General features: G+C 66.7%; 27 protein-coding genes and 1 pseudogene. 24 read left to right on the top strand and 4 right to left on the bottom strand.

Annotated features, from left to right (window positions below):
- The 10 genes and pseudogenes from ACOJTB_RS16490 to ACOJTB_RS16445 all read left to right on the top strand — a co-directional run.
- Window positions 1–126, top strand: a pseudogene (locus ACOJTB_RS16490) (lactoylglutathione lyase); the annotation flags it as partial.
- Between the two features lie 4 nt (window positions 127–130).
- Entirely contained in the window at window positions 131–1,021 is an 891-nt protein-coding gene (locus ACOJTB_RS16485) for a PfkB family carbohydrate kinase (protein ID WP_420103612.1), read from the top strand.
- A gap of 153 nt (window positions 1,022–1,174) precedes the next feature.
- A complete protein-coding gene (locus ACOJTB_RS16480) occupies window positions 1,175–2,023 on the top strand; it encodes an urease accessory protein UreD (RefSeq protein ID WP_420103611.1) in 849 nt (282 codons plus the stop codon).
- 10 nt (window positions 2,024–2,033) lie between these two features.
- On the top strand, window positions 2,034–2,357 hold the full coding sequence (locus ACOJTB_RS16475) for a hypothetical protein (RefSeq protein WP_420103610.1): 324 nt from the start codon (window positions 2,034–2,036) through the stop codon (window positions 2,355–2,357).
- Window positions 2,354–2,974, top strand: a complete 621-nt coding sequence (locus ACOJTB_RS16470) for an urease subunit gamma (protein ID WP_420103609.1) — start codon at window positions 2,354–2,356, stop codon at window positions 2,972–2,974. The genes ACOJTB_RS16475 and ACOJTB_RS16470 overlap by 4 nt, the downstream gene beginning before the upstream one ends.
- On the top strand, window positions 2,971–3,870 hold the full coding sequence (locus ACOJTB_RS16465; RefSeq protein ID WP_420103608.1) for a DUF1003 domain-containing protein: 900 nt from the start codon (window positions 2,971–2,973) through the stop codon (window positions 3,868–3,870). The genes ACOJTB_RS16470 and ACOJTB_RS16465 overlap by 4 nt, the downstream gene beginning before the upstream one ends.
- 68 nt (window positions 3,871–3,938) lie before the next feature.
- Window positions 3,939–4,220, top strand: coding sequence for an AbrB/MazE/SpoVT family DNA-binding domain-containing protein (locus ACOJTB_RS16460; protein ID WP_420103607.1), 282 nt, complete (start codon window positions 3,939–3,941; stop codon window positions 4,218–4,220).
- Window positions 4,220–4,618: a PIN domain-containing protein gene (locus ACOJTB_RS16455; RefSeq protein WP_420103606.1), complete on the top strand. Its 399-nt coding sequence runs from the start codon at window positions 4,220–4,222 to the stop codon at window positions 4,616–4,618. The genes ACOJTB_RS16460 and ACOJTB_RS16455 overlap by 1 nt, the downstream gene beginning before the upstream one ends.
- 7 nt (window positions 4,619–4,625) lie before the next feature.
- A complete protein-coding gene (gene ureC, locus ACOJTB_RS16450; protein ID WP_420103605.1) occupies window positions 4,626–6,362 on the top strand; it encodes an urease subunit alpha in 1,737 nt (578 codons plus the stop codon).
- A 59-nt stretch (window positions 6,363–6,421) separates the two neighbouring features.
- A complete protein-coding gene (locus tag ACOJTB_RS16445; RefSeq protein WP_420103604.1) occupies window positions 6,422–6,688 on the top strand; it encodes a hypothetical protein in 267 nt (88 codons plus the stop codon).
- 3 nt (window positions 6,689–6,691) lie between these two features.
- Here the strand turns inward: ACOJTB_RS16445 and ACOJTB_RS16440 are convergent, their stop codons facing one another.
- Window positions 6,692–7,312, bottom strand: coding sequence for an FMN-dependent NADH-azoreductase (locus ACOJTB_RS16440; RefSeq protein ID WP_420103603.1), 621 nt, complete (start codon window positions 7,310–7,312; stop codon window positions 6,692–6,694).
- Between the two features lie 91 nt (window positions 7,313–7,403).
- On the opposite strand from ACOJTB_RS16440, the gene ACOJTB_RS16435 reads away from it, so the two are divergent.
- The 5 genes from ACOJTB_RS16435 (at window position 7,404) to ACOJTB_RS16415 (ending at window position 10,689) form a co-directional block, all read left to right on the top strand.
- A complete protein-coding gene (locus ACOJTB_RS16435; protein ID WP_420103602.1) occupies window positions 7,404–7,802 on the top strand; it encodes a winged helix-turn-helix transcriptional regulator in 399 nt (132 codons plus the stop codon).
- A gap of 14 nt (window positions 7,803–7,816) precedes the next feature.
- Window positions 7,817–8,647 carry an urease accessory protein UreE gene (locus ACOJTB_RS16430; RefSeq protein WP_420103601.1) on the top strand — a complete coding sequence of 277 codons (831 nt, stop codon included), beginning with the start codon at window positions 7,817–7,819 and terminating at the stop codon, window positions 8,645–8,647.
- Window positions 8,648–8,659: 12 nt separating this feature from the next.
- The gene (locus tag ACOJTB_RS16425; RefSeq protein WP_420103600.1) at window positions 8,660–9,334 is read left to right on the top strand and encodes an urease accessory protein UreF; all 675 of its coding nucleotides are present in this window, start codon (window positions 8,660–8,662) and stop codon (window positions 9,332–9,334) included.
- Window positions 9,331–9,966 (top strand): urease accessory protein UreG, encoded by a 636-nt coding sequence (gene ureG / locus ACOJTB_RS16420; protein ID WP_420103599.1) that lies wholly within the window; start codon window positions 9,331–9,333, stop codon window positions 9,964–9,966. The genes ACOJTB_RS16425 and ureG overlap by 4 nt, the downstream gene beginning before the upstream one ends.
- 141 nt (window positions 9,967–10,107) lie before the next feature.
- The gene (locus tag ACOJTB_RS16415) at window positions 10,108–10,689 is read left to right on the top strand and encodes a HupE/UreJ family protein (protein WP_420103598.1); all 582 of its coding nucleotides are present in this window, start codon (window positions 10,108–10,110) and stop codon (window positions 10,687–10,689) included.
- Between the two features lie 102 nt (window positions 10,690–10,791).
- On the opposite strand, the gene uxuA is transcribed toward ACOJTB_RS16415, so the two are convergent.
- Together uxuA and ACOJTB_RS16405 are read right to left on the bottom strand one after the other, a co-directional pair.
- Window positions 10,792–11,988: a mannonate dehydratase gene (gene uxuA / locus ACOJTB_RS16410; RefSeq protein ID WP_420103597.1), complete on the bottom strand. Its 1,197-nt coding sequence runs from the start codon at window positions 11,986–11,988 to the stop codon at window positions 10,792–10,794.
- A gap of 62 nt (window positions 11,989–12,050) precedes the next feature.
- Window positions 12,051–12,746, bottom strand: coding sequence for a GntR family transcriptional regulator (locus ACOJTB_RS16405; RefSeq protein WP_420103596.1), 696 nt, complete (start codon window positions 12,744–12,746; stop codon window positions 12,051–12,053).
- A 150-nt stretch (window positions 12,747–12,896) separates the two neighbouring features.
- Here ACOJTB_RS16405 and ACOJTB_RS16400 point away from each other — a divergent pair, with 150 nt between their 5' ends.
- The 5 genes from ACOJTB_RS16400 (at window position 12,897) to ACOJTB_RS16380 (ending at window position 17,961) form a co-directional block, all read left to right on the top strand.
- A complete protein-coding gene (locus tag ACOJTB_RS16400) occupies window positions 12,897–14,087 on the top strand; it encodes an ABC transporter substrate-binding protein (RefSeq protein WP_420103595.1) in 1,191 nt (396 codons plus the stop codon).
- A 91-nt stretch (window positions 14,088–14,178) separates the two neighbouring features.
- The gene (locus tag ACOJTB_RS16395) at window positions 14,179–15,246 is read left to right on the top strand and encodes an ABC transporter ATP-binding protein (protein ID WP_420103613.1); all 1,068 of its coding nucleotides are present in this window, start codon (window positions 14,179–14,181) and stop codon (window positions 15,244–15,246) included.
- Window positions 15,243–16,133: an ABC transporter permease gene (locus ACOJTB_RS16390; protein ID WP_420103594.1), complete on the top strand. Its 891-nt coding sequence runs from the start codon at window positions 15,243–15,245 to the stop codon at window positions 16,131–16,133. The genes ACOJTB_RS16395 and ACOJTB_RS16390 overlap by 4 nt, the downstream gene beginning before the upstream one ends.
- 4 nt (window positions 16,134–16,137) lie before the next feature.
- Window positions 16,138–16,968 (top strand): ABC transporter permease, encoded by an 831-nt coding sequence (locus tag ACOJTB_RS16385; RefSeq protein WP_420103593.1) that lies wholly within the window; start codon window positions 16,138–16,140, stop codon window positions 16,966–16,968.
- A 75-nt stretch (window positions 16,969–17,043) separates the two neighbouring features.
- Window positions 17,044–17,961, top strand: a complete 918-nt coding sequence (locus ACOJTB_RS16380) for a DUF72 domain-containing protein (RefSeq protein WP_420103592.1) — start codon at window positions 17,044–17,046, stop codon at window positions 17,959–17,961.
- Here the strand turns inward: ACOJTB_RS16380 and ACOJTB_RS16375 are convergent.
- Window positions 17,945–18,385, bottom strand: a complete 441-nt coding sequence (locus ACOJTB_RS16375; protein WP_420103591.1) for a PPC domain-containing DNA-binding protein — start codon at window positions 18,383–18,385, stop codon at window positions 17,945–17,947. The two genes, ACOJTB_RS16380 and ACOJTB_RS16375, sit on opposite strands and share 17 nt — an antisense overlap.
- Before the next feature lie 123 nt (window positions 18,386–18,508).
- Here ACOJTB_RS16375 and dusA point away from each other — a divergent pair, with 123 nt between their 5' ends.
- From dusA to ACOJTB_RS16355, 4 genes are all read left to right on the top strand, one after another.
- Window positions 18,509–19,501 (top strand): tRNA dihydrouridine(20/20a) synthase DusA, encoded by a 993-nt coding sequence (gene dusA / locus ACOJTB_RS16370; protein ID WP_420103590.1) that lies wholly within the window; start codon window positions 18,509–18,511, stop codon window positions 19,499–19,501.
- A gap of 72 nt (window positions 19,502–19,573) precedes the next feature.
- Entirely contained in the window at window positions 19,574–19,840 is a 267-nt protein-coding gene (locus tag ACOJTB_RS16365; protein WP_420103589.1) for a type II toxin-antitoxin system Phd/YefM family antitoxin, read from the top strand.
- Window positions 19,837–20,172 (top strand): type II toxin-antitoxin system RelE/ParE family toxin, encoded by a 336-nt coding sequence (locus ACOJTB_RS16360; RefSeq protein ID WP_420103588.1) that lies wholly within the window; start codon window positions 19,837–19,839, stop codon window positions 20,170–20,172. Before ACOJTB_RS16365 ends, ACOJTB_RS16360 begins: the two co-directional genes overlap by 4 nt.
- An 84-nt stretch (window positions 20,173–20,256) precedes the next feature.
- Window positions 20,257–21,083, top strand: an 827-nt coding sequence (locus ACOJTB_RS16355; RefSeq protein ID WP_420103587.1) for a sulfite exporter TauE/SafE family protein, incomplete at its 3' end; no start/stop codon positions are given.

Here is a 21,083-nt window from a genome sequence, read left to right as displayed (position 1 = left end):
CCGCGCGACGGCAACATGGCCTTCATCCGCTCGCCCGACAACATCTCGATCGAGCTGCTCCAGAAGGGCGACGCCAAGGCACCGGCCGAGCCCTGGGCCAGCATGCCGAACACCGGCGAGTGGTAGGCCCTTGGCCGGCGTCTTCTGCCTCGGCATCGCGACGCTGGACTATGTCTACAGCGTCGAGACGATGCCGACACGCGGCGAGAAGTACCGCTCGCGCGGGCTTGCCATCGTCGGCGGCGGCTGCGCCGGCAATGCCGCCGTCGCCATCGCCCGTCTCGGCGGCGCCTGCTGGCTGGCGACGCGGCTCGCGGACGACCTCACCGGCGACAGGATCGTCGCCGATCTTGAGGCCGACGGCGTCGACACCCGCTTCGCCCGCCGTGTCGCGGGGCTGACTTCCCCGGTCTCGGCGATTCTCGTCGATGCGGAAGGCGAGCGGATGGTGATCTCCCACTCCGATCCGAAGATGCCCGAGGATACTGACTGGCTGCCGAAGGCTCTGCCTGCCGGGGTCGGCACCGTGCTCGCCGATACGCGCTGGGGAGAGGGCGCGCTGGCGGCATTGAAGCTGGCGCGGGAGACAGGTGTGCCGGGCGTGCTCGATGCCGATCGCCAGCCGCCCCATCCCGATCTGGTCGCCACAGCCAGCCACGTGGCCTTCAGCCAGCAGGCCCTGCGCGAGGTTTCGGGCGAGGACGACCCGGCCGCGGGCTTGACGCGGATCGCGAGCGGGGCGGAGAACTGGATCGCCGTCACCCTCGGCAAGGGCGGCGTGCTGTATTGGGAAGGCGGGGTGCGCCACAGCCCGGCCTTTACCGTCGAAACCGTCGATACGCTTGGCGCCGGCGATGTCTGGCACGGGGCTTTCGCGCTCGCTTTGGCGGAGGGGCGCGGCGAGACGGATGCGATCCGTTTCGCCTCGGCTGCGGCCGCCATCAAATGCACCCGTTTCGGCGGACGCAGCGGTGCGCCTGCGCGGGGTGAGCTGGAGCGCTTCCTCGCTTCGCGCGATTGAACAATCGAAAGGCGGGCGCTGCCTGTTTTTCATGCGCGTCATGGCAAGCCAGGGCTTGCCCAAGAAACGGGCAGGATGACAATGGCTGCGATGACGGTGCCGCTGTGGCAGGCGCCGGCTCCAGTCGCTTGAGTAACCGTCCTGGGAGCGCCGATGGACGCGCCGGCCATCGCAGGCCCCTTCGAACAGCCGGTCCCGGCCTCCATCCGCGCGGCCGGAGGGGTTCGCCTTCGCTTCGAGCGGCATGCCGGGCGCACCTTCCGGATGCAGGTCGCCGAATCGGGCGGCTACCGCGCCCGCTTCCCCGACACCTTCGAGCCGAGCTGCGAAGCGGTGCTGATCAATACCGGCGGCGGCATGGCAGGCGGCGACCGGATGCGAGTCGAGATCGCGCTGGGGCCGGGTGCGGTGGCCGTCGTCACAACCCAGGCGGCTGAAAAGATCTACCGCAGCCAGGGGCTCGCCACGGCCATCGATACCAGCCTCTCGGTCGAAAGCGGTGCGAGCCTCGCCTGGATCCCGCAGGAGAGCATTCTGTTCTCGCAGGCGCGGCTGCGCCGCAGCCTCTCGATCGAATTGGCTCCCGATGCCCGGCTGGTCGCCTGCGAATCGGTGTTCTTTGGCCGCAGCGCGATGGGCGAATCGCTGGGCCAAGGTGCCTTGCGCGATCGCTGGAGGCTGCGACGCGGCGGGCGGCTGGTCTTCGCCGAGGATCTGCGCCTGGAGGGAGCGCTGAACGCGCTGCTCGCGCGCCCCGCCATCGGTGCCGGCGCCCAGGCGGCCGCGACGCTGCTCGTCGTGGGCCCCGATCTGGGCGGGCAATGCGAGCTGGCGCGCGCTTTGCTGGCGCAGGAGGAGGCGGTGGAGGGCGGGGCCGGCATCCTGTCCGATCTGCTCGTTATCCGCCTCGTTTCGGGGCGAGCGGAAGCCCTGCGTCGTGTGCTCGTCATGCTGCTCAGCCAAGTCACCGGTCGTGCGCTGCCGCGCACCTGGTCAAGCTGAGGAGACCGACATGCTGCCGATCCAGGGTTTGAAGTGCATCTACGACACGACGGGCCGGGCCTGGTCGATCGAGCTGGTGGTGAAAGCGGATGGCGAGGAATTGTCGCGCCGCTTCGAAGTCGACAGCGCCGATGACGCCGAGATGCTGATCGAAGCCTTCGAGGATTCCTCGGCCAGCGCCTTCGATCCGGAAACGGGCGAGATCGTTTTCGGCTACGAATATCTTGACCTCGACCTCGACGACGAGGACGAGCATGACGAAGACGAGGACGATTCCGAGGACGAGGAGTCCGAAGAGGAGTCCGACGGGGACGAGGGGAAGGACAAGGCATGAACCTGACGCCGCGTGAAAAGGACAAGCTGCTCGTTGCGATGGCCGCCATGGTCGCGCGACGACGCCTTGAGCGCGGCGTCAAGCTCAACCATCCCGAGGCCGTCGCGCTGATCACCGACACCGTCGTCGAGGGTGCGCGCGACGGCCGTTCCGTCGCCGAGCTGATGGAGGCGGGGGCGCATGTGCTCACCGCCGATCAGGTGATGGATGGGATCGCCGAGATGATCCACGACGTGCAGGTCGAGGCGACCTTTCCGGACGGCACCAAGCTCGTCACCGTGCACCAGCCGATCCGCGGCGCGGCCAGCGGGCTCACCCCGGGCGAAGTCGAGACCGTGCCGGGCGAGCTGACCATGAACGAAGGCCGCGAGAGCCTGACGCTCACGGTATCCAACACCGGCGACCGGCCCATTCAGATCGGCTCGCATTATCATTTCTTCGAAGCCAACCCCGCGCTCGCCTTCGAGCGGGACCGCGCCCGCGGCTTCCGGCTCGATATTCCCGCCGGCACGGCCGTGCGTTTCGAGCCCGGCCAGACCCGGGAGGTCCGGCTGGTGGCGCTCGCCGGCAAGCGCGAGGTCTATGGCTTCCGCCAGGACATCATGGGCAAGCTGTGACCACGACCGACGACGCCGACCATCACGACGGGAGCTTCGACGCGCAGCCGGTTGCGTCGGCGCTCGGACCGTCCGAACGCGCGGCCGCGAGCAAGAAGCGCGGCGTCTGCGCCATTTGCGGGCAGGAGATGGCCCGCAAGAACCTGATCGAGATCGGCACGCTGCGTCCGGCGCTCGCCGATCATATCCGCCGCGACTTCCCGGAAATCTCAGACGACAGCTTCATCAGCGTGAAGGAGCTCGCGCGCTATCGCACGCGCTATGTCGAGGAAATCCTGCGCGAGGAGCATGGCGAATACTCCGATCTCGACCGCGAGGTCGCCGAGAGCATCGCCCGGCAGGAAACCATCGCCGAGAACGTCGAGGATGATTTCGAGGAGCACCGAACGCTGGGAGAGCGCCTCTCGGACGGTCTCGCCAGCTTTGGCGGCTCCTGGGCCTTCCTGATCAGCTTCGGTGTGGTCCTGGTCGGCTGGATGGCGCTCAACGTGGCGCTGGGCGAGCAAAAGGCTTTCGACGCCTATCCCTTCATCCTGCTCAACCTGGTGCTCTCCTGCCTCGCCGCCATCCAGGCGCCGATCATCATGATGAGCCAGAAGCGGCAGGAATCGAAAGACCGCCTGCGCTCGCTCAACGACTATCAGGTCAACCTCAAGGCCGAACTCGAAATCCGCCATCTCCACGAGAAGATGGATCACCTGGTGATGCGCCAGTGGCAGCGCCTCGCCGAGATCCAGCAGGTGCAGCTCGAAATGCTGCAGGATGCGCAGGCACGTGCGCCGCGCCCCAAGGTGGTGGTGAAGAAGGCGCGCAAGAAGCCTAAGCCGAAGGCGAAGGTCGCCGCGCCGATTGCCGAGGTTGCTGCGCCGGCTGCGAGCACCGAAGCCGACTCCTGAGCAAGCTCCCGATGCCTTGCCTTACATGAGCCATCGCCTTACTTTCCGGTGAGTAAGGAGAGAGGTCCATGGCGATCAAGCTCGATGCGACCCTGACATCAAAAGGGCAGTTCACCCTGCCTGCCGAGATCCGGCAGGCCCTCGGCCTTCGTCCCGGTGATCGTCTTGGCTTTGAATTGACGGACGACAACGAGCTCAAGGTCGAGGCGAAGCGGCGGCGCAGCATCCGGGAACTGCGCGCGACGTTGCCGCCGCTGACGCTCGGACGCCCTCTGAGGCAGCAGGACATCGACGACGCGATTACGGAAGCGATGAACGAGCAGGAGGAGCGGGTGCGCTCCGGTCGCTGATGCGCGGCATCGACACCAACATTCTCCTGCGCACGATCGACCTCACGGATCATCGCCAGTTTGCGGCTGTCGAGCGGCTGCTCGACGAAGCCGAGCGGGAACCGCTCTTCGTGAACCACATCGTGCTGAGCGAATTCGCTTGGACGCTGCAGCGCAGCTTCAAGCTTTCGCGCAAGGACATTGCTTTGCGGCTTCGGCATCTGGTCGAAGCACCGGAATTTCTGATCCATCAGGCCGACATCGTCAGCCAGGCCATCGATGCCTATGAGGGCGGCAAAGCCCAGTTTCCTGACTGCCTGATCGGTGCGGCGAATCTTGCATCCGGCTGCACCACGACATTGACCTTCGACGTCGATGCCGCCGCCATGGATTTCTGTTTCTCGCCCGTCTCGACCTGAGGCCGCCATGCCCTTCTCGTTCCCGCGCAATGCCTATGCCGCCATGTTCGGCCCCACCACCGGCGACAAGGTGCGCCTCGGTGATACCGAACTCTGGATCGAGGTGGAGAAGGACTTCACCACCTATGGCGAGGAGGTGAAGTTCGGCGGCGGCAAGGTCATCCGCGACGGCATGGGCCAGAGCCAGGTCACCAATGCCGAGGGCGCGGTCGACACCGTCATCACCAATGCGCTGATCCTCGACCATTGGGGGATCGTGAAGGCCGATATCGGCATCAAGGGCGGCCGCATCGTCGCGATCGGCAAGGCCGGCAACCCCGATATCCAGGCCGGCTTCGGCAATTTCGCGCCGACCGAGACGATCATCGTCGGCCCCGGCACCGAAGTCATCGCCGGCGAGGGCAAGATCGTCACCGCCGGCGGCTTCGACAGCCATATCCATTACATCTGCCCCCAGCAGATCGAGGATGCGCTGATGAGCGGCCTCACCACCATGCTCGGCGGCGGCACCGGCCCTGCCCATGGCACGCTGGCGACGACCTGCACCCCGGGCCCCTGGCATCTCGGCCAGATGATCCGCGCCGCCGACGCCGTCCCGATGAACCTCGCCTTCGCCGGCAAAGGCAATGCCGCGCTGCCCGGCGCGCTCGCCGAGATGATCGAGGCCGGCGCCTGCGCGATGAAGTTGCACGAGGATTGGGGCACGACCCCGGCCGCGATCGACAACTGCCTCTCGGTCGCCGATGATCACGACGTCCAGGTGATGATCCATACCGACACGCTGAACGAATCGGGCTTCGTCGAGGACACGATCGCCGCCTTCAAGGGCCGCACCATCCATGCCTTCCACACCGAGGGGGCGGGCGGCGGCCATGCGCCGGACATCATGAAGGTCGCGGGGCTTCCCAACGTCCTGCCCTCTTCTACGAACCCGACCCGGCCCTTCACCGTCAACACGCTCGACGAGCATCTCGACATGCTGATGGTCTGCCATCATCTGTCGCCCACCATCCCCGAGGATCTCGCCTTCGCCGAGAGCCGCATCCGCAAGGAGACGATCGCGGCCGAGGACATCCTGCACGATCTCGGCGCGCTCTCGATGATGTCCTCGGACAGCCAGGCGATGGGCCGCGTCGGCGAGGTCGTCACCCGCACCTGGCAGACCGCGCACAAGATGAAGGTGCAGCGCGGGCCGCTGCCGCAGGACGCCGGCACCGGCGCCGACAATTTCCGCGCCAAGCGCTATGTCGCGAAAGACACGATCAACCCCGCGATCGCCCACGGCATCTCCCGCCATATCGGCTCGGTCGAGATCGGCAAGCTGGCCGATCTCGTCGTCTGGTCGCCCGCCTTTTTCGGCGCCAAGCCCGATCTCGTCATCAAGGGCGGCTCGATCGCCGCTGCCCCGATGGGCGACCCCAACGCCTCGATCCCGACGCCGCAGCCGGTGCATTACCGCCCGATGTTCGGCGCCTTCGGCAAGGCCGTGACCTCGACCTCGCTGGTCTTCGTCTCGCAGGCGGCACTGGCGAACGGGCTCAGGAACCGGCTCGGCACCGACAAGGAGATGGTCGCGGTCGAAAACACCCGTGGCGGCATCTCCAAGAAGAGCATGATCCACAACGACGCGACGCCCGATATCCGCATCGACCCGGAGACCTATTCCGTCGTGGCCGATGGCGAATTGCTGGTCTGCGAGCCCGCCAGGGAATTGCCGCTGGCGCAGCGTTACTTCCTGTTCTGAGAACGGCGGAACAGCTCCCGTCTCCTCCGCGTCCCCAGCGCAAAGCAAGGGAGGCGATCATGGCGGATCAAGATGGGGCGAGCGGCAAGGGTCAGCCGGAAGCTCTGGCGACCTTTGCCGCCGCGGCGCGTGGTGAGGGCAAGAAGCCTGACGAGATCGGGCTGAAGGCGACGGGCGAGACTGCGCCGCTGCCGACATCCCCAGACGCCAAGGCGCAAGCCGCCACGAAGGTGCTGCGCGAGGGCGTCACGGGCCGCGACGAGGGCGCGGACGAGGCGGTGGATGCGTTGCCCGACCGCACGCGGGACGTGACGCCCCCGCGCTGAGGCTCAGGCCGCCTTGGGCAGCGCAGGCAGTTCGGAGGCGGCGTTCCGAGCCCCGGCCAAAGCCGCGTCCAACTGCTCCTGCCCCATCTTCAGGCCCTCCGCGCGGATGATCTCGACATCGGTCACGCCGAGAAAGCCGAACACCGCCTGCAGATAGGGCTCCTGAAAATCGGCCGGCGCGGCCGGGCTGCCCGGCGTATAGATGCCGCCACGCGCACTCGCGACGATGATGCGCTTGCCGCCTGCAAGACCCTCCGGCCCCGTCTCGGTGTAGCGGAACGTCTTGCCGGCGACGGCGATGCGATCGATCCACGCCTTGAGCTGCGACGGGATGCCGAAATTATACATCGGCGCGCCGATCACCACGATGTCCGCTTCGATGAAAGCATCGAGGATCGCCGTGCTGTCGGCGACTTCGGCGGTGAAGGAGCCGGTATCGTCCGCACCGCTCGCCACAGCGAGGTAGCCGCCTGAGAGATGCGGAACGGGATCAGCCGCGAGATCGCGATAACTGACCTCCAGCGAAGGATCGACCTGGCGCAGCCGCGCGACGATCGCCGCCGAAATCTCCCGGCTGGCCGATTGCTCGCCGAGGATGCTGGAATCGAGATGAAGCAGTTTCATGGCCGGGCTCCGTGGTATATGTTTGATACCAAGGATGAGTATGAGCCTGACTAAGGCTCTGCAAGGAGGCACATTTTTGAAACCGGGTCACATGCATGTAACCGAGACCTGCCGCGTCGTTGCGCCGGTGCTGGCCCGCATCGGCGACAAATGGAGCATTCTGATCGTCCGGCTGCTGGGTGAGGGGCCCCGCCGCTTCAACGAGATCAAGCGTCAGGTCGACGGCATTTCGCAGCGCATGCTGACCCTGAGCTTGCGAGGGCTGGAGCGCGATGGGCTCGTCAGCCGCACCGTCTATCCGACCGTTCCTCCGCGCGTCGAATACGAGCTGACCGATCTCGGCCGCTCGCTCTGGGAGCCAGTGGCGGCGCTGGGGGAGTGGGCAGCCAGCCATGCCGAAGAGATCGGCCGGGCGCAAAAGGCCTTCGACAAGCGACTGGCGGCGGAGGTGGCGGCCCGCAACAGGATTCCCGCGATCGGCATGGGCTGAGCCCGCCGTCTCGGATGAAGCCTCGCGAGGGGTTGCATCGGCGCCCCGGCGGTGGTGGAAGTGGGCGGCGCGGCTTCGGCCGCCGACACCCGTCACGTCACAGGTTCAAGATCATGCAGCGCGCCACCTCCGTCGTTCGCAAGGCCGCGGTCAAGGCCGACCGTGTGGTCGATACGCTCACCCTCGACCATGATGACCGAAATCGCCGCAGGCTCGCGCTCAAGGCCGATGGCGGCCTCGACATCCTGCTCGATCTCGACAAGGCCACCGTGCTCGCCGATGGCGACGCGGTGAGGCTGGAGGACGGCCAGCTGGTCCAGATCAAGGCCGCCGCGCAGAGCCTTCTGGAGATCCGGGCCGAGAATCCGCTGCGGCTGATGCGCGTCGCCTGGCATATCGGCAACCGCCACACCCCGGCCGAGATCACGGCGGACGCCGTCTATATCGAGAACGATCACGTTCTCGCCGAGATGATCCGCGGGCAGGGCTGCACCATGGCGCTGGTCGAGCGCCCCTTCCAGCCCGAGCGCGGCGCCTACGACCATGGCGACGATTGCGGCTGCGGCCATGATCATCACCATCATGACCACCACCACGCCCATCACCACGACCACGATCACGGCCATCACCATGGGCATCATCACGGTCATGACGAGAAGCACGGCCATGCGTATGCCCATGCCCATGCTCACGCCGAATCGCATTCGCACGCAGATGGCGACCACGCCCATGCGCATGACCATCACGTACACGGCGCGTCCTGCGGCTGCGGCCACGACCACAAGCACGACCATCACAGCCATGATCACGGCCACGGCCAGAAGGCCCATTCGCACGAGCATTGATCCGGCCCGCGCATGAGCGCGCATCTGCCGCTGATGATCTGGCTCTCCCCGTCCTTCCCGGTGGGAGCCTTCGCTTATTCTCACGGGCTGGAATGGGCGTTCGAGGCGGGTGACCTGCGTGACGCCGACACCCTGCTCGACTGGCTCGATGCGCTGGTGACGAACGGCTCCCTGCGCAACGACCTCATCCTCTTCACCGCCGCCTATCATGCGGTGCGGGGCGCCGACGACGCCGTCCTGCGCGAGGTGGCGGAACTCGCCTTGGCACTGGCCAATTCGGCCGAGCGGCGGCTCGAAACGGTCACGCAGGGCAATGCCTTCGTAGCGGCGCTGCGGGCCTCCTGGCCGTGCCCGGCCATCGAACGGCTGCCGGAACTGTGGTCCGGCGATGTGCCCTATCCGGTCGCCGTCGCGGTCGCCGCCGCAGGGCATGACCTGCCTCTCGACGACAGCCTCCGGGCCTATGGTCTCGGCTTCGTCGCCAATCTGGTGTCCGCCTCCGTGCGCCTCGGCATCGTCGGACAGACGGATGGGCAGCGCATCACCGCCGCCTTGGTGCCGGCCTTGCATGACGCTGCCAAGGCGGCTGGGCGCGCCACGCTCGAGGATCTCGGCGGCTGCGCCTTTCGTTCGGATATCGCGTCCTTGCGTCACGAAACCCAGTATTCGAGGTTGTTCCGCTCATGACCCGCTCTCCCCACGGTCCGCTCCGCGTCGGCATCGGCGGCCCGGTCGGCTCCGGCAAGACGGCGCTGATGGAGGCGCTGTGCAAGCGCATGCGCGACACTTACGACCTCTGCGCCATCACCAATGACATCTACACCAAGGAGGATGCGCGGCTGTTGACGGTCGCCGGCGCCCTGGCCGAGGAGCGGATCATGGGCGTCGAGACCGGCGGCTGCCCGCACACCGCGATCCGCGAGGATTGCTCGATCAATCTCGCCGCGGTCGCCGAGATGCGCGGCAAATTCCCGGCGCTCGACCTCATCCTGATCGAATCCGGTGGCGACAATCTCGCCGCGACCTTCTCGCCCGAGCTCGCCGATCTGACGATCTACGTCATCGACGTCGCCGCCGGGGAGAAAATCCCGCGCAAGGGCGGGCCGGGCATCACCCGCTCGGACCTGCTCGTCATCAACAAGACGGATCTGGCGCCCCATGTCGGCGCCGATCTTGGCGTGATGGAACGCGATTCCCGGACCATGCGCGGCAAGCGCCCCTTCGTCTTCACCAACACCCGCGCCGGCGAAGGCGTCGATGCGGTGATCGACTTCATCGAGACGGCCGGCGGACTGAAGGCCGCCGCCTCGGCGGCTTGATTTGGGCTCGTCATTGCGAGCGGAGCGAAGCAATCCAGAAGCCACAGGGCGGAACGGTTCGCCAAGTCCCCTGGATGGCTTCGCTGCGCTCGCAATGACGATATGGATCGACAGCGACGGCATGGTCGGAGGAGAAGCAGAATGTCCAAGATGGTCAACCGGTTGGGCCTCGCCGTGGCGGCGACCCTCTCCGCAACCTCGGCCTTCGCCCATACCGGCGTCGGCGCGGTCCATGGCTTCACGGCCGGTCTCAGCCACCCGCTTTTCGGCCTCGACCATCTGACCGCGATGGTCGCGGTCGGCCTCTGGGCCGGCCTCGCCGGCGGCAAGGCGCGCTTCGCCTATCCTGCCGCCTTCGTCGGAACGATGGTTCTGGCCGGGCTCTGGGGGATGAGCGGCTACCCGCTGCCGGGGGTCGAGATCGGCATCGGCCTGTCGGTCGTCGCGCTTGGGCTCGCCATTGCGTTCAACGTCGCTCTGCCGCTGGCCGCCGGCACGGCGCTCTGCGCTCTATTCGCAATCTTCCACGGCTACGCTCACGGCGCCGAACTGCCCGAGAACGCCGGTGCGCTGAGCTATGCCGCAGGCTTCGTTCTGGCGACGGCGGCCCTGCACGGCGTCGGCCTCGTCCTCGCGAGCCTGATCGCGAGCCACGCCCCGCGCCTCGCGCGTTTCGCCGGCGCTGCGATGGCGCTGGCCGGTGTCGCCTTCCTGGCGGGCTGAGCCTCACACCACGCTGAGTTTTCGCGGAACCAGCATGCACTGAGGCGATGCAACAAAAAAGGCGGGCTATGCCCGCCTTTTCCATTCGCCCCGTCAGTCCGCTCAGGCGGCGTAGCCCTTGACGCTGGCGAGGGCCGTCATGACGCCCCGCAGTTCCGCCAGCCCGCGCAACCGGCCCACCGCCGGATAGCCGGGGAAGGAGCCCTTGCCGAGATCATCGAGCAGGGCGTGGCCGTGATCGGGGCGCATCGGGATCTGCCAATGCGGCAGACCGGCTTCCCGGCGACGCTTCTCCTCGGCCATCAGCGCATCGACCAGCGCGACCATGTCGGTGTCGCCGCCCAGATGCTCGGCCTCCATGAAGGAGCCGTCCGGGTCCTTGGCGACATTGCGCAGATGCGCGAACCAGATCTTGTCGGCGAAGCGGCGCGCGATCGTGGGCACGTCGTTCTTCGGATTGGCGCCGAGCGAGCCCGAGCACAGGGTCAGGCCGTTGGCGGGCGCATCCACGGCATCGAGAATCCAGGCGATATCCTCCTCGTCCGAGCAGATGCGCGGCAGGCCGAAGAGCGGCCGCGGCGGATCGTCCGGATGGATGCACATGCGGATGCCGACCTCTTCGGCGGTGGGGATGATCGCTTCGAGGAAGCGCTTGAGGTTCTCCCGCAGCCGTTCATGCGTCATGCCGGCATAGCGCTCGAGAATGCGCGCCAGCCCCGGCAGGTCGTAGCGATCGAAGGCGCCGGGGAGGCCCGCCATCACGCTGGCGAGCAGCCGCGCGCGATCCGCTTCGCTGGAGCCCTCGAACCAGGCCCGCGCCTTGTCCATCACTGCGGCCGAATGGCCCTCATCCGCACCCTTGCGCTTCAGCATGAAATGGTCGAGCGCGACATATTCGTGCAGGTTGAAGCGCAAGGCCGTGCCGCCGCCCGGCAGCGGCTCGGCCAGTTGCGTCCGCGTCCAGTCCAGCACGGGCATGAAATTGTAGCAGATCACCTTCAGCCCGCAGGCGGCGAGGTTGCGCATCGACTGGCGATAATTCTCGAAGACGGTTTCGAGGTCGCCTTCGCCGATCTTCACGCTCTCATGGATCGGCAGGCTCTCCACCACCCGCCAGTCCAGCCCGAGGCTCTCATCGGCACGGATGATGGCCTGCCGCTTCTCGATCTCCTCGACGCTCCAGACCACGCCATAGGGGATCTGGTGCAGAGAGTTGACGATTGCCGTGGCGCCGGCCTGCCGGGCCATCGCCAGAGTCACCACATCGTCCGGCCCGAACCAGCGCCAGCATTGTTCCATCGTCTGATATCCTTACGGCAAGTCTCTGCGAGGGGGAGGTGCGGCGGTGCGGCAGCCGCCCGTCAAGGCGTCGTCGGCGTCAGCCGGGAATCGTCGAAGGCGTCCGCATGGTCCTTGGCGATCGCGTCGATCGTCGCAAAGACGGTGCGCAGATGCGCCCGCATCGCAGCCTCGGCGCCGGCCGCGTCGTGGCGGATGATGTGATCGGCGATCACGCGATGCTCCTGCAGGATCACCTCCGACCAGGACGGCGTTTCGAGGGAGAGGCAGCGCACCCGGTCCATCTGGGCCTTGACGCCCTCGATCATGCTCCAGACCGTGCTGTGCCCCGCGATCCGGGCGATCTCGGCATGGAAAACCTCGTCGAGACGAAAGATTTCGGGTCGATCCTGGCGTTTGGTGGCGGCGGCCTGCTCGTCGACCCGTGCTTCAAGGCGCAGCCTGTCGGCCTCGCGGATGCGCTGCGCCGCCAGCACCACGATGCGGCATTCCAGCGTCTCGCGCACGAACTGGCTGTTGTGAACGGCGGCGAGATCGATCGGCGCGACGAAGGTGCCGACCTGCGGGACGGCCACGAGAAAGCCCTCCTCCACAAGCCGCTTGAAAGCCTCGCGGACCGGCGTGCGGCTCACCCCGAAACGCAGCGCCATGCGCGCTTCCGACATGGCCTCGCGCGGCTTCAGCGCGCCGCTGATCACCTCGGTGCGCAGCACGCTGTAGATCTGGTCGGTGCTGTGCCGGGTCGCGGGCTGGGCCATTGCCAAGGTCTCGATGACTAGTATACTAGGATACCGAGCAACCGACCCATGCGTCAACGGCGCAGGGCACGGGAACGACAAAGAGGCCGGTTCGTCTGAGACCGGGCCCGCAACGGCGGTTCGAACATCCGCATTTGGAGGAACACATCGATGGCTCATGACAGCATCAACAGGCGTCATTTCATCGGCGGCGTCGCCGGCTTGGGTCTCGTCGCGCAGGCGCCGGGCGCCTTCGCCCAGTCGCTGAAGCTGCCGACCTCGCCCGTCGCGATCTCGATCGTCGACGTCGCGGGCAATCTCGCGCTGACGCAGAAGGCGATCGAGAATTATCGCAAGGCCAAGCCGAACCTCGTTTCGCGCGTCACCTTCACCAAGGCGCCGGCGCCCGAGCTGCCCGGCAAGATCAAGGCTCAGCAGGCCGCCAACCGCGTCGATATCGACATGGTGCTGACCGGCACGGACGCGCTTTCGGCGGGTGTCGAGCAGAATCTCTGGGTGCCGCTGCTGCCGCAGCAGGCCGGCAACCTGCCCAAGCTCGAGGACATCTTCCTCGAAGGCGCCTGGAAGATGCAGGGCCTGGCGAGCGGGCAGGGCGTCGTCGTGACCTATTACCCCTCGGGTCCGCTGCTCGAATACATGCCCGACAAGGTCAAGAAAGTTCCGACCACGGCCGAGGAGCTGCTGGCCTGGACCCGGGAAAACAAGGACCGGATGATCTATGCGCGCCCGGCCAATTCCGGCCCCGGCCGCACCTGGCTGATGGGCCTGCCCTATATCCTCGGCGACAAGGATCCGAAGGATCCGGAGAAGGGCTGGGACAAGACCTGGGCCTATCTCAAGGCGCTCGGCGAGAATATCGAGTATTACCCCGCCGGCACCGGTGCGGTGATGAAGGAACTCGGCGACGGTTCCCGCGACATGACCGTGACGACCACGGGCTGGGACATCAATCCGCGCGTTCTCGGCGTCGTGCCGAAGGAGGCCAAGGTCGCCGCGCTCAAGGGCTTCCACTGGGTCACGGACGCGCATTACATGTGCATCCCCAAGGGCGTCTCGGAGGAGAAGCTCGCCGTCCTGATCGACCTGATGAACTTCCTGCTCACCAAGGAGCAGCAGGCCTACACCTATGACGAGGGCTATTTCTATCCGGGCCCGGCCGTGAAGGGCGTCACGCTCGACATGGCTCCGGAGGACAGCCGCAAGGCGATCAACGAGTTCGGCCGCGCCGAATACGACAAGCTGATCGCCGACAACCCGCTCGAAACGCCTCTCGATCCCGCCAAGATGGTCGTCGCCTTCCGCATGTGGGACGAGCAGATCGGCGGCGCCAAGAAGAAGTAACGTCGTATCCCGCAGCGGCGGGCAGGGCCGGCAGGCCTTGTCCGCCGCTGCGCATTGTCTCGCCATCTCCCGGAATCCGGACGCCATGACGATCAACGCAGCCTCCTTTCGCGAGCTCAAGCTCGACCGCCTGAGCCGCGATTTCGGCACTCACAACGCGCTCAAGGACGTCTCGCTGACGATCGGCAAGGGCGAGTTCATCGCGCTGCTGGGCCCCTCCGGCTGCGGCAAGTCGACGACCCTGAACCTGATCGCCGGTCTCCTGCCCGCGACCGGCGGCGGCATCTGGCTCGACGAGAAGCGCATCGACCCGCTGCGGCCCGAAGAGCGCGGCTTCGGCATGGTGTTCCAGAATTACGCCCTGTTCCCGCATATGACGGTGGCCAAGAACATCGGCTTCGGCCTCAGGATGCGCGGCGTGCCGCGCGCCGAAATCGACAAGCGCGTCGCCGAGGCCGCTGCTCTCGTGCGCCTTCAGGGCCAGACCGAGAAGCTGCCCGGCCAGCTCTCGGGCGGCCAGCAGCAGCGTGTCGCCATCGCTCGCGCCATCGTGGTCGAGCCGCCGCTGGTGCTGATGGACGAGCCCCTTTCCAATCTCGACGCCAAGCTGCGCCTGGAGATGCGCGCCGAAATCCGCCGCATCCACAACACGCTCGGCGCCACCACGATCTATGTCACGCATGATCAGGAAGAGGCGCTCTCGCTCGCCGACCGGATCGTCGTGCTGCGCGACGGCGTGGTGCGCCAGGTCGGCACGCCCGAAGAGCTGTTCATGCGGCCCGACCATCTCGACGTCGCCGAGTTCATGGGCTTCCGCAACCGCGTCGCCGGCAAGGTCGCCTCGGTGGCCGATGGCCGCGCGAGCGTCACCGTCGGCAACGCGCAGCTCTCCGGCCGCACCCGCCCAAGCGTCGCCGCCGGGGCGGATGCCTTCCTCGCCATTCGCCCCGAAGACCTGCATCCTGTCGCGGCCGGCCAGCCGGGCCTGCAGGCGCAGGTGGTCTCCAGCGAGTTCCGCGGCCGCGAATTCGTCGGCTTCGCCCGCATGGCGGACGGCACCGATCTCTCCTTCCTCGCCCATGACAAGCTGACGCCCGGCGAGGCTGTGACCCTCGCCGCCGATCCGGACCGCGTGCTGGTTTATGGAGGCGCTGCGTGAGCACCGCGTCCTCTTCCATTCCGCTGAAGCAGAGGCTGGCGGCGCGCGGCCTCGACGGCCTGACATTGCTGGTGCTGCCGGCGGTGCTGTTCCTGCTGGCGCTCTTCATCTACCCGTTTCTCTACGGGCTCGTCCTCTCCTTCGAGCCCAAGGCCGGGGGCGCGCTGGCCAACTACCAGCGCTTCTTTTCCGACCCGTTCCTGTACGGCACGATCGCGACCACGCTCTGGCTCGCTCTTCCGGTGACGATCGCGACGCTGGCGCTGGCGATCCCGATCGCCTTCCGTGTCCGGCTGATGAAGCACCAGCGGCTGCTCACCACCATTCTCGTGATCCCGATCACCCTCGGCACCGTGCTCGTCGCCGAAGGGCTGCTGAACTATCTCGGCCCACAGGGATGGTTCAACCGCACGTTGCTGACGCTCGGCATCATCTCGACACCCGTGAAGCTGCTGCACAATTACTGGGGCGTGATGCTCTCGCTGGTCATCACCGGCTTTCCCTTCACCTTCCTGCTGACGCTCTCCTATTTGTCGGGCATCGATCCGGCACTGGAAAATGCCGGCGCGACCCTGGGCGCGGGCCCCTGGCAGCGCTTCAAGCACATCCTGTTTCCGCTGTTGCTGCCGGGCCTGGCGATCACCTTCTGCCTCAGCTTCGTGCAGGCCTTCTCGGTGTTTCCCTCGGCCGTGCTGCTGGGAGCGCCCTCGGGGCCGACGCGCGTGATCTCGATCGCGGCCTACCAGGCGGCCTTCGAGGAATACGACTACTCGATGGCCTCTGCCGTCGCGATGATCATGGGCATGGTGCAGCTCGGGATCGTCGTGCTGGTGCTCGCGGCTCGCGGATTGCTGTATCGCGGCCCGGCCGGCGGCGGAAAGGGTTGAGCCGATGGTCAAGGACAACCGTCTCTCGACGAAGCTCTGGGCGGCCGCCAACTGGACGCTGATCGGCTTCTTCATCGTCAACCTGCTGGGGATGATCGCCACGGTCGTCGTCTCCTCCTTCTCGACGCGCTGGCTCGGCACCTGGCTGCCGGCCGGCTGGACCACCCGCTGGTATTCGGCGGCCTGGGCCGAGTTCCAGCTCTATGACGTGCTCATCGTCACCTTCCAGATCGTCTTCCTCGTGGTCTTCCTCTCAGGGCTGATCGGCGTGCCGGCGGCCTATGCGCTGGCGCGGCGGGATTTCCCTGGCCAGAAGCTGGTGATGCTGCTCTTCCTGCTGCCGCTGCTGATCCCGCCGATCACCTTCGGCATTCCGCTGGCGACGGTGCTGTACCAGACGGGTTTCGCCGGCTCGATGTCGGGCGTGGTGCTGGCCAATCTGGTGCCGACCATTCCCTTCGTCATTCTGGTGATGATCCCCTTCATCGAGCAGATCGACACCAAGATCGAGCAGGCGGCGCGGGTCTTCGGCGCCAATACCTTCAAGGTCTTCGTGCATGTGCTGCTGCCGCTGCTGCTGCCCGGCATCCTGGCCGCTCTGCTGCTGGTGCTGGTGCGCACGCTCGCCATGTTCGAGCTGACCTTCCTCACCGCAGGCCCGACCAGCCAGACGCTGGTGGTCGCGCTCTATTACGCGGTCTTCGCGGCAGGCGTGCGCGCCGTGCAGTCGATCGACGCCATGGCGGTGATCTATATGGTGACCACGCTGATCTGGCTGATCATCGCGCTGCGCTTCGTCAACCCGACGCAGATCGTCGCCCGCGCCAAGAAGTAGCGGCGGGACGGCCGGAACAGGCCGCGGCCCCCCGACATTCCCTCTCCGGGTGCTGGGTCACCCGGAGAGAACGAGATGGCCAAGGGCACCATCCGCATCGGCATTTCTGGATGGACCTATCCGCCCTGGCGCGGCGACTTCTACCCGAGGGGGCTGCCCCAGAAGCGCGAGCTGGCCTATGCCGCAGCGCTCTTCCCGAGCGTCGAAATCAACGGCACCTTCTACGGCCTGCAGACGCCGGCGAGCTTCGCGCGCTGGGCAGAGGCGGTGCCGCAAGAGTTCGTCTTCGCGGTCAAGGGCCCGCGCTTCCTCACCCACATCCTGCGCCTGCGCGGCATCGAGACGCCGCTCGCCAATTTCATGGCCTCCGGCCCTCTGAGGCTGGGCCCGAAGCTCGGCCCGATCCTCTGGCAGTTTCCCGCGAGCTTCCGCTTCGATCCGGAGAGCTTCGGCAGCTTTCTCGCGCTGCTGCCGAAGACGGGCGAAGCCGCAAGCACTCTCGCTCATCGCCATGACGACCATCTCAAGGCCCGCGGCTGGCTCGACGCGGACGGCGTCGGCGCGCTGCGCCATGCCGTCGAGGTCCGCCATGAGAGTTTTCGCGATCCGGCCTTTGTCGCTCTGCTGCGCAGGCACAACGTCGCGCTCGTCTGCGCCGACGCAGTCGACTGGCCGCTCTGGACGGATCTGACGGCGGATTTCGCCTATCTGCGCCTGCACGGTTCGGAAAAACTCTATGTGAGCGGCTATGACGACGAGGCATTGGACGGATGGGCCGATCTCGTCTCTGCCTTTGCCGAAGGGCGCGAGGCCGGGCGCGACAGGCGAATCGTTCCGGAGGCCGGCGACGCCCGTCCCCGCGACGTCTATGTCTATTTCGACAACACGATGAAGCCGCGCGCCCCGCGCGATGCGCTGGCTCTGATGAAGCGGCTCGGACTGCACCAGGGTGAAGATCGCGAAGCGTCGCCCGGCATCACAGCAGATCGATGAGCGCAATGCCGAGATCGGCACGGTGGCGGCGGGAGAGTTCGGTGGGCGCCTCGGTGATCATCACCTCCAGCGTCGGCCGAACGGTGCCCCGGATGAAGTGCCCGCCCTTGGTCGAGCCGTCGCTCAATCCCAGCACCGCATGCAGATGTAGGCTAGGCCGGCCGTTCTCGTCACGCGCGATGTCGCCGATCAGGCTCAGAACCTCGCTCTGCTCGTCGATCGGGATTTCGCGATACGTCTTGGCCGGCAGGTCGAACCAACCGACCGTCGCCTTCTGGAAGGCGCCGATCGCGGTCATCGAGCCCGCGCTCAGGCGCTCATGGCGTGCAAAGCCGGTCAGACTCTCGAAGGCCTCTTCGCCGGCGTCGAGAACGACGACGAAGCGGCGCATTCCGCCCTGGGTGCCAAGCTGCTTATAGTTCATGATCGCCTCCGGATCGAGGAACGCCCTTCGGCGCGCTTTGGATCCGCGGTCTCGCATCCGATGGCGGTTTCGGTTAAGGGAGCGCCAACGCGCGGCTTTCCACGCGCCCTTCCACCCGGGACCATGACGCAGCTTTCGCCCCATCGCTTTTCCGTCGCGCCGATGATGGACTGGACGGATCGCCATTGCCGCGTGATCCACCGGCTGATGTCGCGCCATGCGCGGCTCTACAGCGAGATGGTGACGGCGCAGGCGGTGATCCACGGCAACCGCGAGCGGCTGATCGGCTTCGATCCGATCGAGCATCCCCTCGCGCTCCAGCTCGGCGGCAACGACCCGAAGCTATTGGCGCAAGCCGCCCGGATCGGTGCCGACCACGGCTATGACGAGATCAACCTGAACTGCGGCTGCCCCTCCGACCGTGTGCAGGGCGGAGCTTTCGGCGCTTGCCTGATGCGCGAGCCGGCGCTGGTCGGTGAATGCGTGGCGGCGATGAAGGCGGCCGTAGCCATTCCCGTCACGGTCAAATGCCGCATCGGTGTCGACGATCAGGACCCGGAGGAAGCGCTCGACGCACTGACGGCTTCGGTGCGCGCGGTCGGCGTCGATGCGCTGATCGTCCACGCCCGCAAGGCCTGGCTGCAGGGGCTCTCGCCCAAGGAAAACCGCGAGATCCCCCCGCTCGACTATCATCGCGCCTATCGCCTGAAGGCGTCCAATCCCGATCTGCCCGTCAGCCTCAACGGGGGCATCAAGGCGCCGGCCGAATGGCTGCCGCATCTCGAGCATACCGACGGCGTGATGATTGGCCGCGAGGCCTATCAGAACCCGGAAATCCTTCTCAGGGTCGATCCCTTGCTCTTCGGCGAAGACCCGCCGGTGCCGGACGCCTTCGCTTTGCTGGAGGCGCTGGAGCCCCATATCGCGGCGCATCTCGAACGGGGAGGGCGGCTGCACGCCTTCACGCGCCATCTCGTCGGCCTCTGCCCCGGCCGCCCCGGCGCCCGCCAGTTCCGCCGCCACCTCGCCGAGCATTGCGTGAGCGCGCAGGCGACACTGACCGATCTGCGGGCGGCGGCGGCCCATGTCTCGCGCCACGAGGCGCAGGCGGCCTGACACGCCATTCGCGGCTTGGTGGCTGGTCGAAGCTGGACTATATTCGGACCGAATTCAGTCCGAGGCTCCGCTATGCGCTACTCCAATCAGATCAAGCCGATCAGCTATCTGAAGGCCAATGCCGCCGAAGTGCTGGCGACGCTGGCTGAAAAGCGCGAGGCGGTGGTGATCACCCAGAACGGTGAGGCCAAGGCGGTGATCCAGGACATCGTCTCCTATGAGCAGACCCAGGAGACATTGGTCCTGCTGAAGCTGCTGGCGCTCGGCAATCAGGACGTCGCGGCCGGCAGGACCTTGCCCGCGCGAGCCGCCATAGAGCGCCTCCGCGCCAAAGCATGACGTTGTCGGCTTTCGCGGTCGAGCTCACCCAAGGTGCCGTCGACGATCTCGAAGCCATCCACCGCTATATCTCCGCGCATCGCTCACCGGCTGCCGGCGACGCGCTGCTTGATCAGATGTTGGCGACGGTCACGACGCTCGAGCGCTTTCCTGACCGTGGGTCCTGTCCGGCAGAGCTCGAGCGACTAGGGATTCGCGAATTTCGGCAGCTTCTCTGCGAGCCCTATCGGCTGATTTACAGGACCGTTGGCCAAACAGTCTTCGTTCTGCTGATCGCCGATGGCCGCCGCGATCTCCAGAGCTTGCTGGAGCGACGTCTGCTCGGGCGATGAGGCGTACGAAGACGCGGATCGACCAGCCCTTGCCTCGCCCACCGAAATAGCCGACACGAAAACCGTCCCAACCGGAACGGTTTCATGCTCGCTGGCATTCCCTTAGGCGATCTCGCCTTTCTCGCCGTCTCTCTCGTTCTGGCGGGGGCGGTGACGGGCCTTCTGGCCGGAGTCTTCGGCGTCGGGGGCGGCGCGGTCATCGTGCCGGTCCTGTTCGAGGTGTTCCGCGTCATCGGCGTTCCCGAGGAGGTGCGGATGCCTCTGGCGGTCGGGACCTCTCTGGCCGTCATCATCCCGACCTCGGTCCGCTCCTTCAACGCGCACCGCGCCAAAGGCATGGTCGATCTGTCGATTCTCAAGGTCTGGGCGGTGCCGGTGGTACTCGGCGTTCTCGTCGGCAGCTACATCGCCCGCTACGCGCCGGCCGACCTCTTCAAGATCGTCTTCGTCGTCGTCGCGACGATCTCGGCGCTGCGCCTGCTCTTCGCTGCGGACCGGTGGAAGTTCGGCGAGGACATGCCCGGCAAGCCGCTGATGGTCGCCTATGGCGGCGTCATCGGCGTGCTGTCGGCGCTCATGGGCATCGGCGGCGGGCAGCTCTCCAGCCTGTTCATGACCTTCTATGGCCGGCCGATCCATCAGGCGGTCGCGACGTCATCGGGCCTCGGTGTGCTGATCTCGATCCCCGGGGCGCTCGGCTTCATCTATGCCGGCTGGCCGAAGATGGACGTGCTGCCGCCGCTCTCGCTCGGCTATGTCTCGCTGATCGGCATGGCGCTGTTCATCCCGACCTCGGTCTGGACGGCACCGATCGGTGCCCGCGTGGCGCACCGCCTCTCCAAGCGACGGCTGGAGGTGGCGTTCGGGCTGTTCCTGCTGGCGGTGGCGGGGCGCTTCGTCTGGTCGCTGCT

The sequence above is a fragment of the Allobosea sp. genome (assembly GCF_048595345.1).
Taxonomy (GTDB): Bacteria; Pseudomonadota; Alphaproteobacteria; order Rhizobiales; family Beijerinckiaceae; genus Allobosea.
The sequence above is the reverse complement of the archived record's forward strand: the minus strand, read 5'-3'. Positions and strand labels throughout refer to the sequence as shown.

Excerpts from the sequence above, each read along its gene's own strand:
- ACOJTB_RS16440 (WP_420103603.1), bottom strand. The coding sequence starts at position 7,312 with ATGAAACTGCTTCATCTCGATTCCAGCATCCTCGGCGAGCAATCGGCC.
- uxuA (WP_420103597.1), bottom strand. The coding sequence starts at position 11,988 with ATGGAACAATGCTGGCGCTGGTTCGGGCCGGACGATGTGGTGACTCTG.
- ACOJTB_RS16480 (WP_420103611.1), top strand. The coding sequence starts at position 1,175 with ATGGACGCGCCGGCCATCGCAGGCCCCTTCGAACAGCCGGTCCCGGCC.
- ACOJTB_RS16430 (WP_420103601.1), top strand. The coding sequence starts at position 7,817 with ATGAAGCCTCGCGAGGGGTTGCATCGGCGCCCCGGCGGTGGTGGAAGT.
- dusA (WP_420103590.1), top strand. The coding sequence starts at position 18,509 with ATGACGCAGCTTTCGCCCCATCGCTTTTCCGTCGCGCCGATGATGGAC.
- ACOJTB_RS16375 (WP_420103591.1), bottom strand. The coding sequence starts at position 18,385 with ATGAACTATAAGCAGCTTGGCACCCAGGGCGGAATGCGCCGCTTCGTC.
- ACOJTB_RS16455 (WP_420103606.1), top strand. The coding sequence starts at position 4,220 with ATGCGCGGCATCGACACCAACATTCTCCTGCGCACGATCGACCTCACG.
- ACOJTB_RS16405 (WP_420103596.1), bottom strand. The coding sequence starts at position 12,746 with ATGGCCCAGCCCGCGACCCGGCACAGCACCGACCAGATCTACAGCGTG.
- ACOJTB_RS16415 (WP_420103598.1), top strand. The coding sequence starts at position 10,108 with ATGTCCAAGATGGTCAACCGGTTGGGCCTCGCCGTGGCGGCGACCCTC.
- ACOJTB_RS16435 (WP_420103602.1), top strand. The coding sequence starts at position 7,404 with ATGCATGTAACCGAGACCTGCCGCGTCGTTGCGCCGGTGCTGGCCCGC.
- ureG (WP_420103599.1), top strand. The coding sequence starts at position 9,331 with ATGACCCGCTCTCCCCACGGTCCGCTCCGCGTCGGCATCGGCGGCCCG.
- ACOJTB_RS16365 (WP_420103589.1), top strand. The coding sequence starts at position 19,574 with ATGCGCTACTCCAATCAGATCAAGCCGATCAGCTATCTGAAGGCCAAT.
- ACOJTB_RS16400 (WP_420103595.1), top strand. The coding sequence starts at position 12,897 with ATGGCTCATGACAGCATCAACAGGCGTCATTTCATCGGCGGCGTCGCC.
- ACOJTB_RS16445 (WP_420103604.1), top strand. The coding sequence starts at position 6,422 with ATGGCGGATCAAGATGGGGCGAGCGGCAAGGGTCAGCCGGAAGCTCTG.
- ACOJTB_RS16360 (WP_420103588.1), top strand. The coding sequence starts at position 19,837 with ATGACGTTGTCGGCTTTCGCGGTCGAGCTCACCCAAGGTGCCGTCGAC.
- ACOJTB_RS16470 (WP_420103609.1), top strand. The coding sequence starts at position 2,354 with ATGAACCTGACGCCGCGTGAAAAGGACAAGCTGCTCGTTGCGATGGCC.
- ACOJTB_RS16380 (WP_420103592.1), top strand. The coding sequence starts at position 17,044 with ATGGCCAAGGGCACCATCCGCATCGGCATTTCTGGATGGACCTATCCG.
- ACOJTB_RS16385 (WP_420103593.1), top strand. The coding sequence starts at position 16,138 with ATGGTCAAGGACAACCGTCTCTCGACGAAGCTCTGGGCGGCCGCCAAC.
- ACOJTB_RS16475 (WP_420103610.1), top strand. The coding sequence starts at position 2,034 with ATGCTGCCGATCCAGGGTTTGAAGTGCATCTACGACACGACGGGCCGG.
- ACOJTB_RS16425 (WP_420103600.1), top strand. The coding sequence starts at position 8,660 with ATGAGCGCGCATCTGCCGCTGATGATCTGGCTCTCCCCGTCCTTCCCG.
- ACOJTB_RS16460 (WP_420103607.1), top strand. The coding sequence starts at position 3,939 with ATGGCGATCAAGCTCGATGCGACCCTGACATCAAAAGGGCAGTTCACC.
- ureC (WP_420103605.1), top strand. The coding sequence starts at position 4,626 with ATGCCCTTCTCGTTCCCGCGCAATGCCTATGCCGCCATGTTCGGCCCC.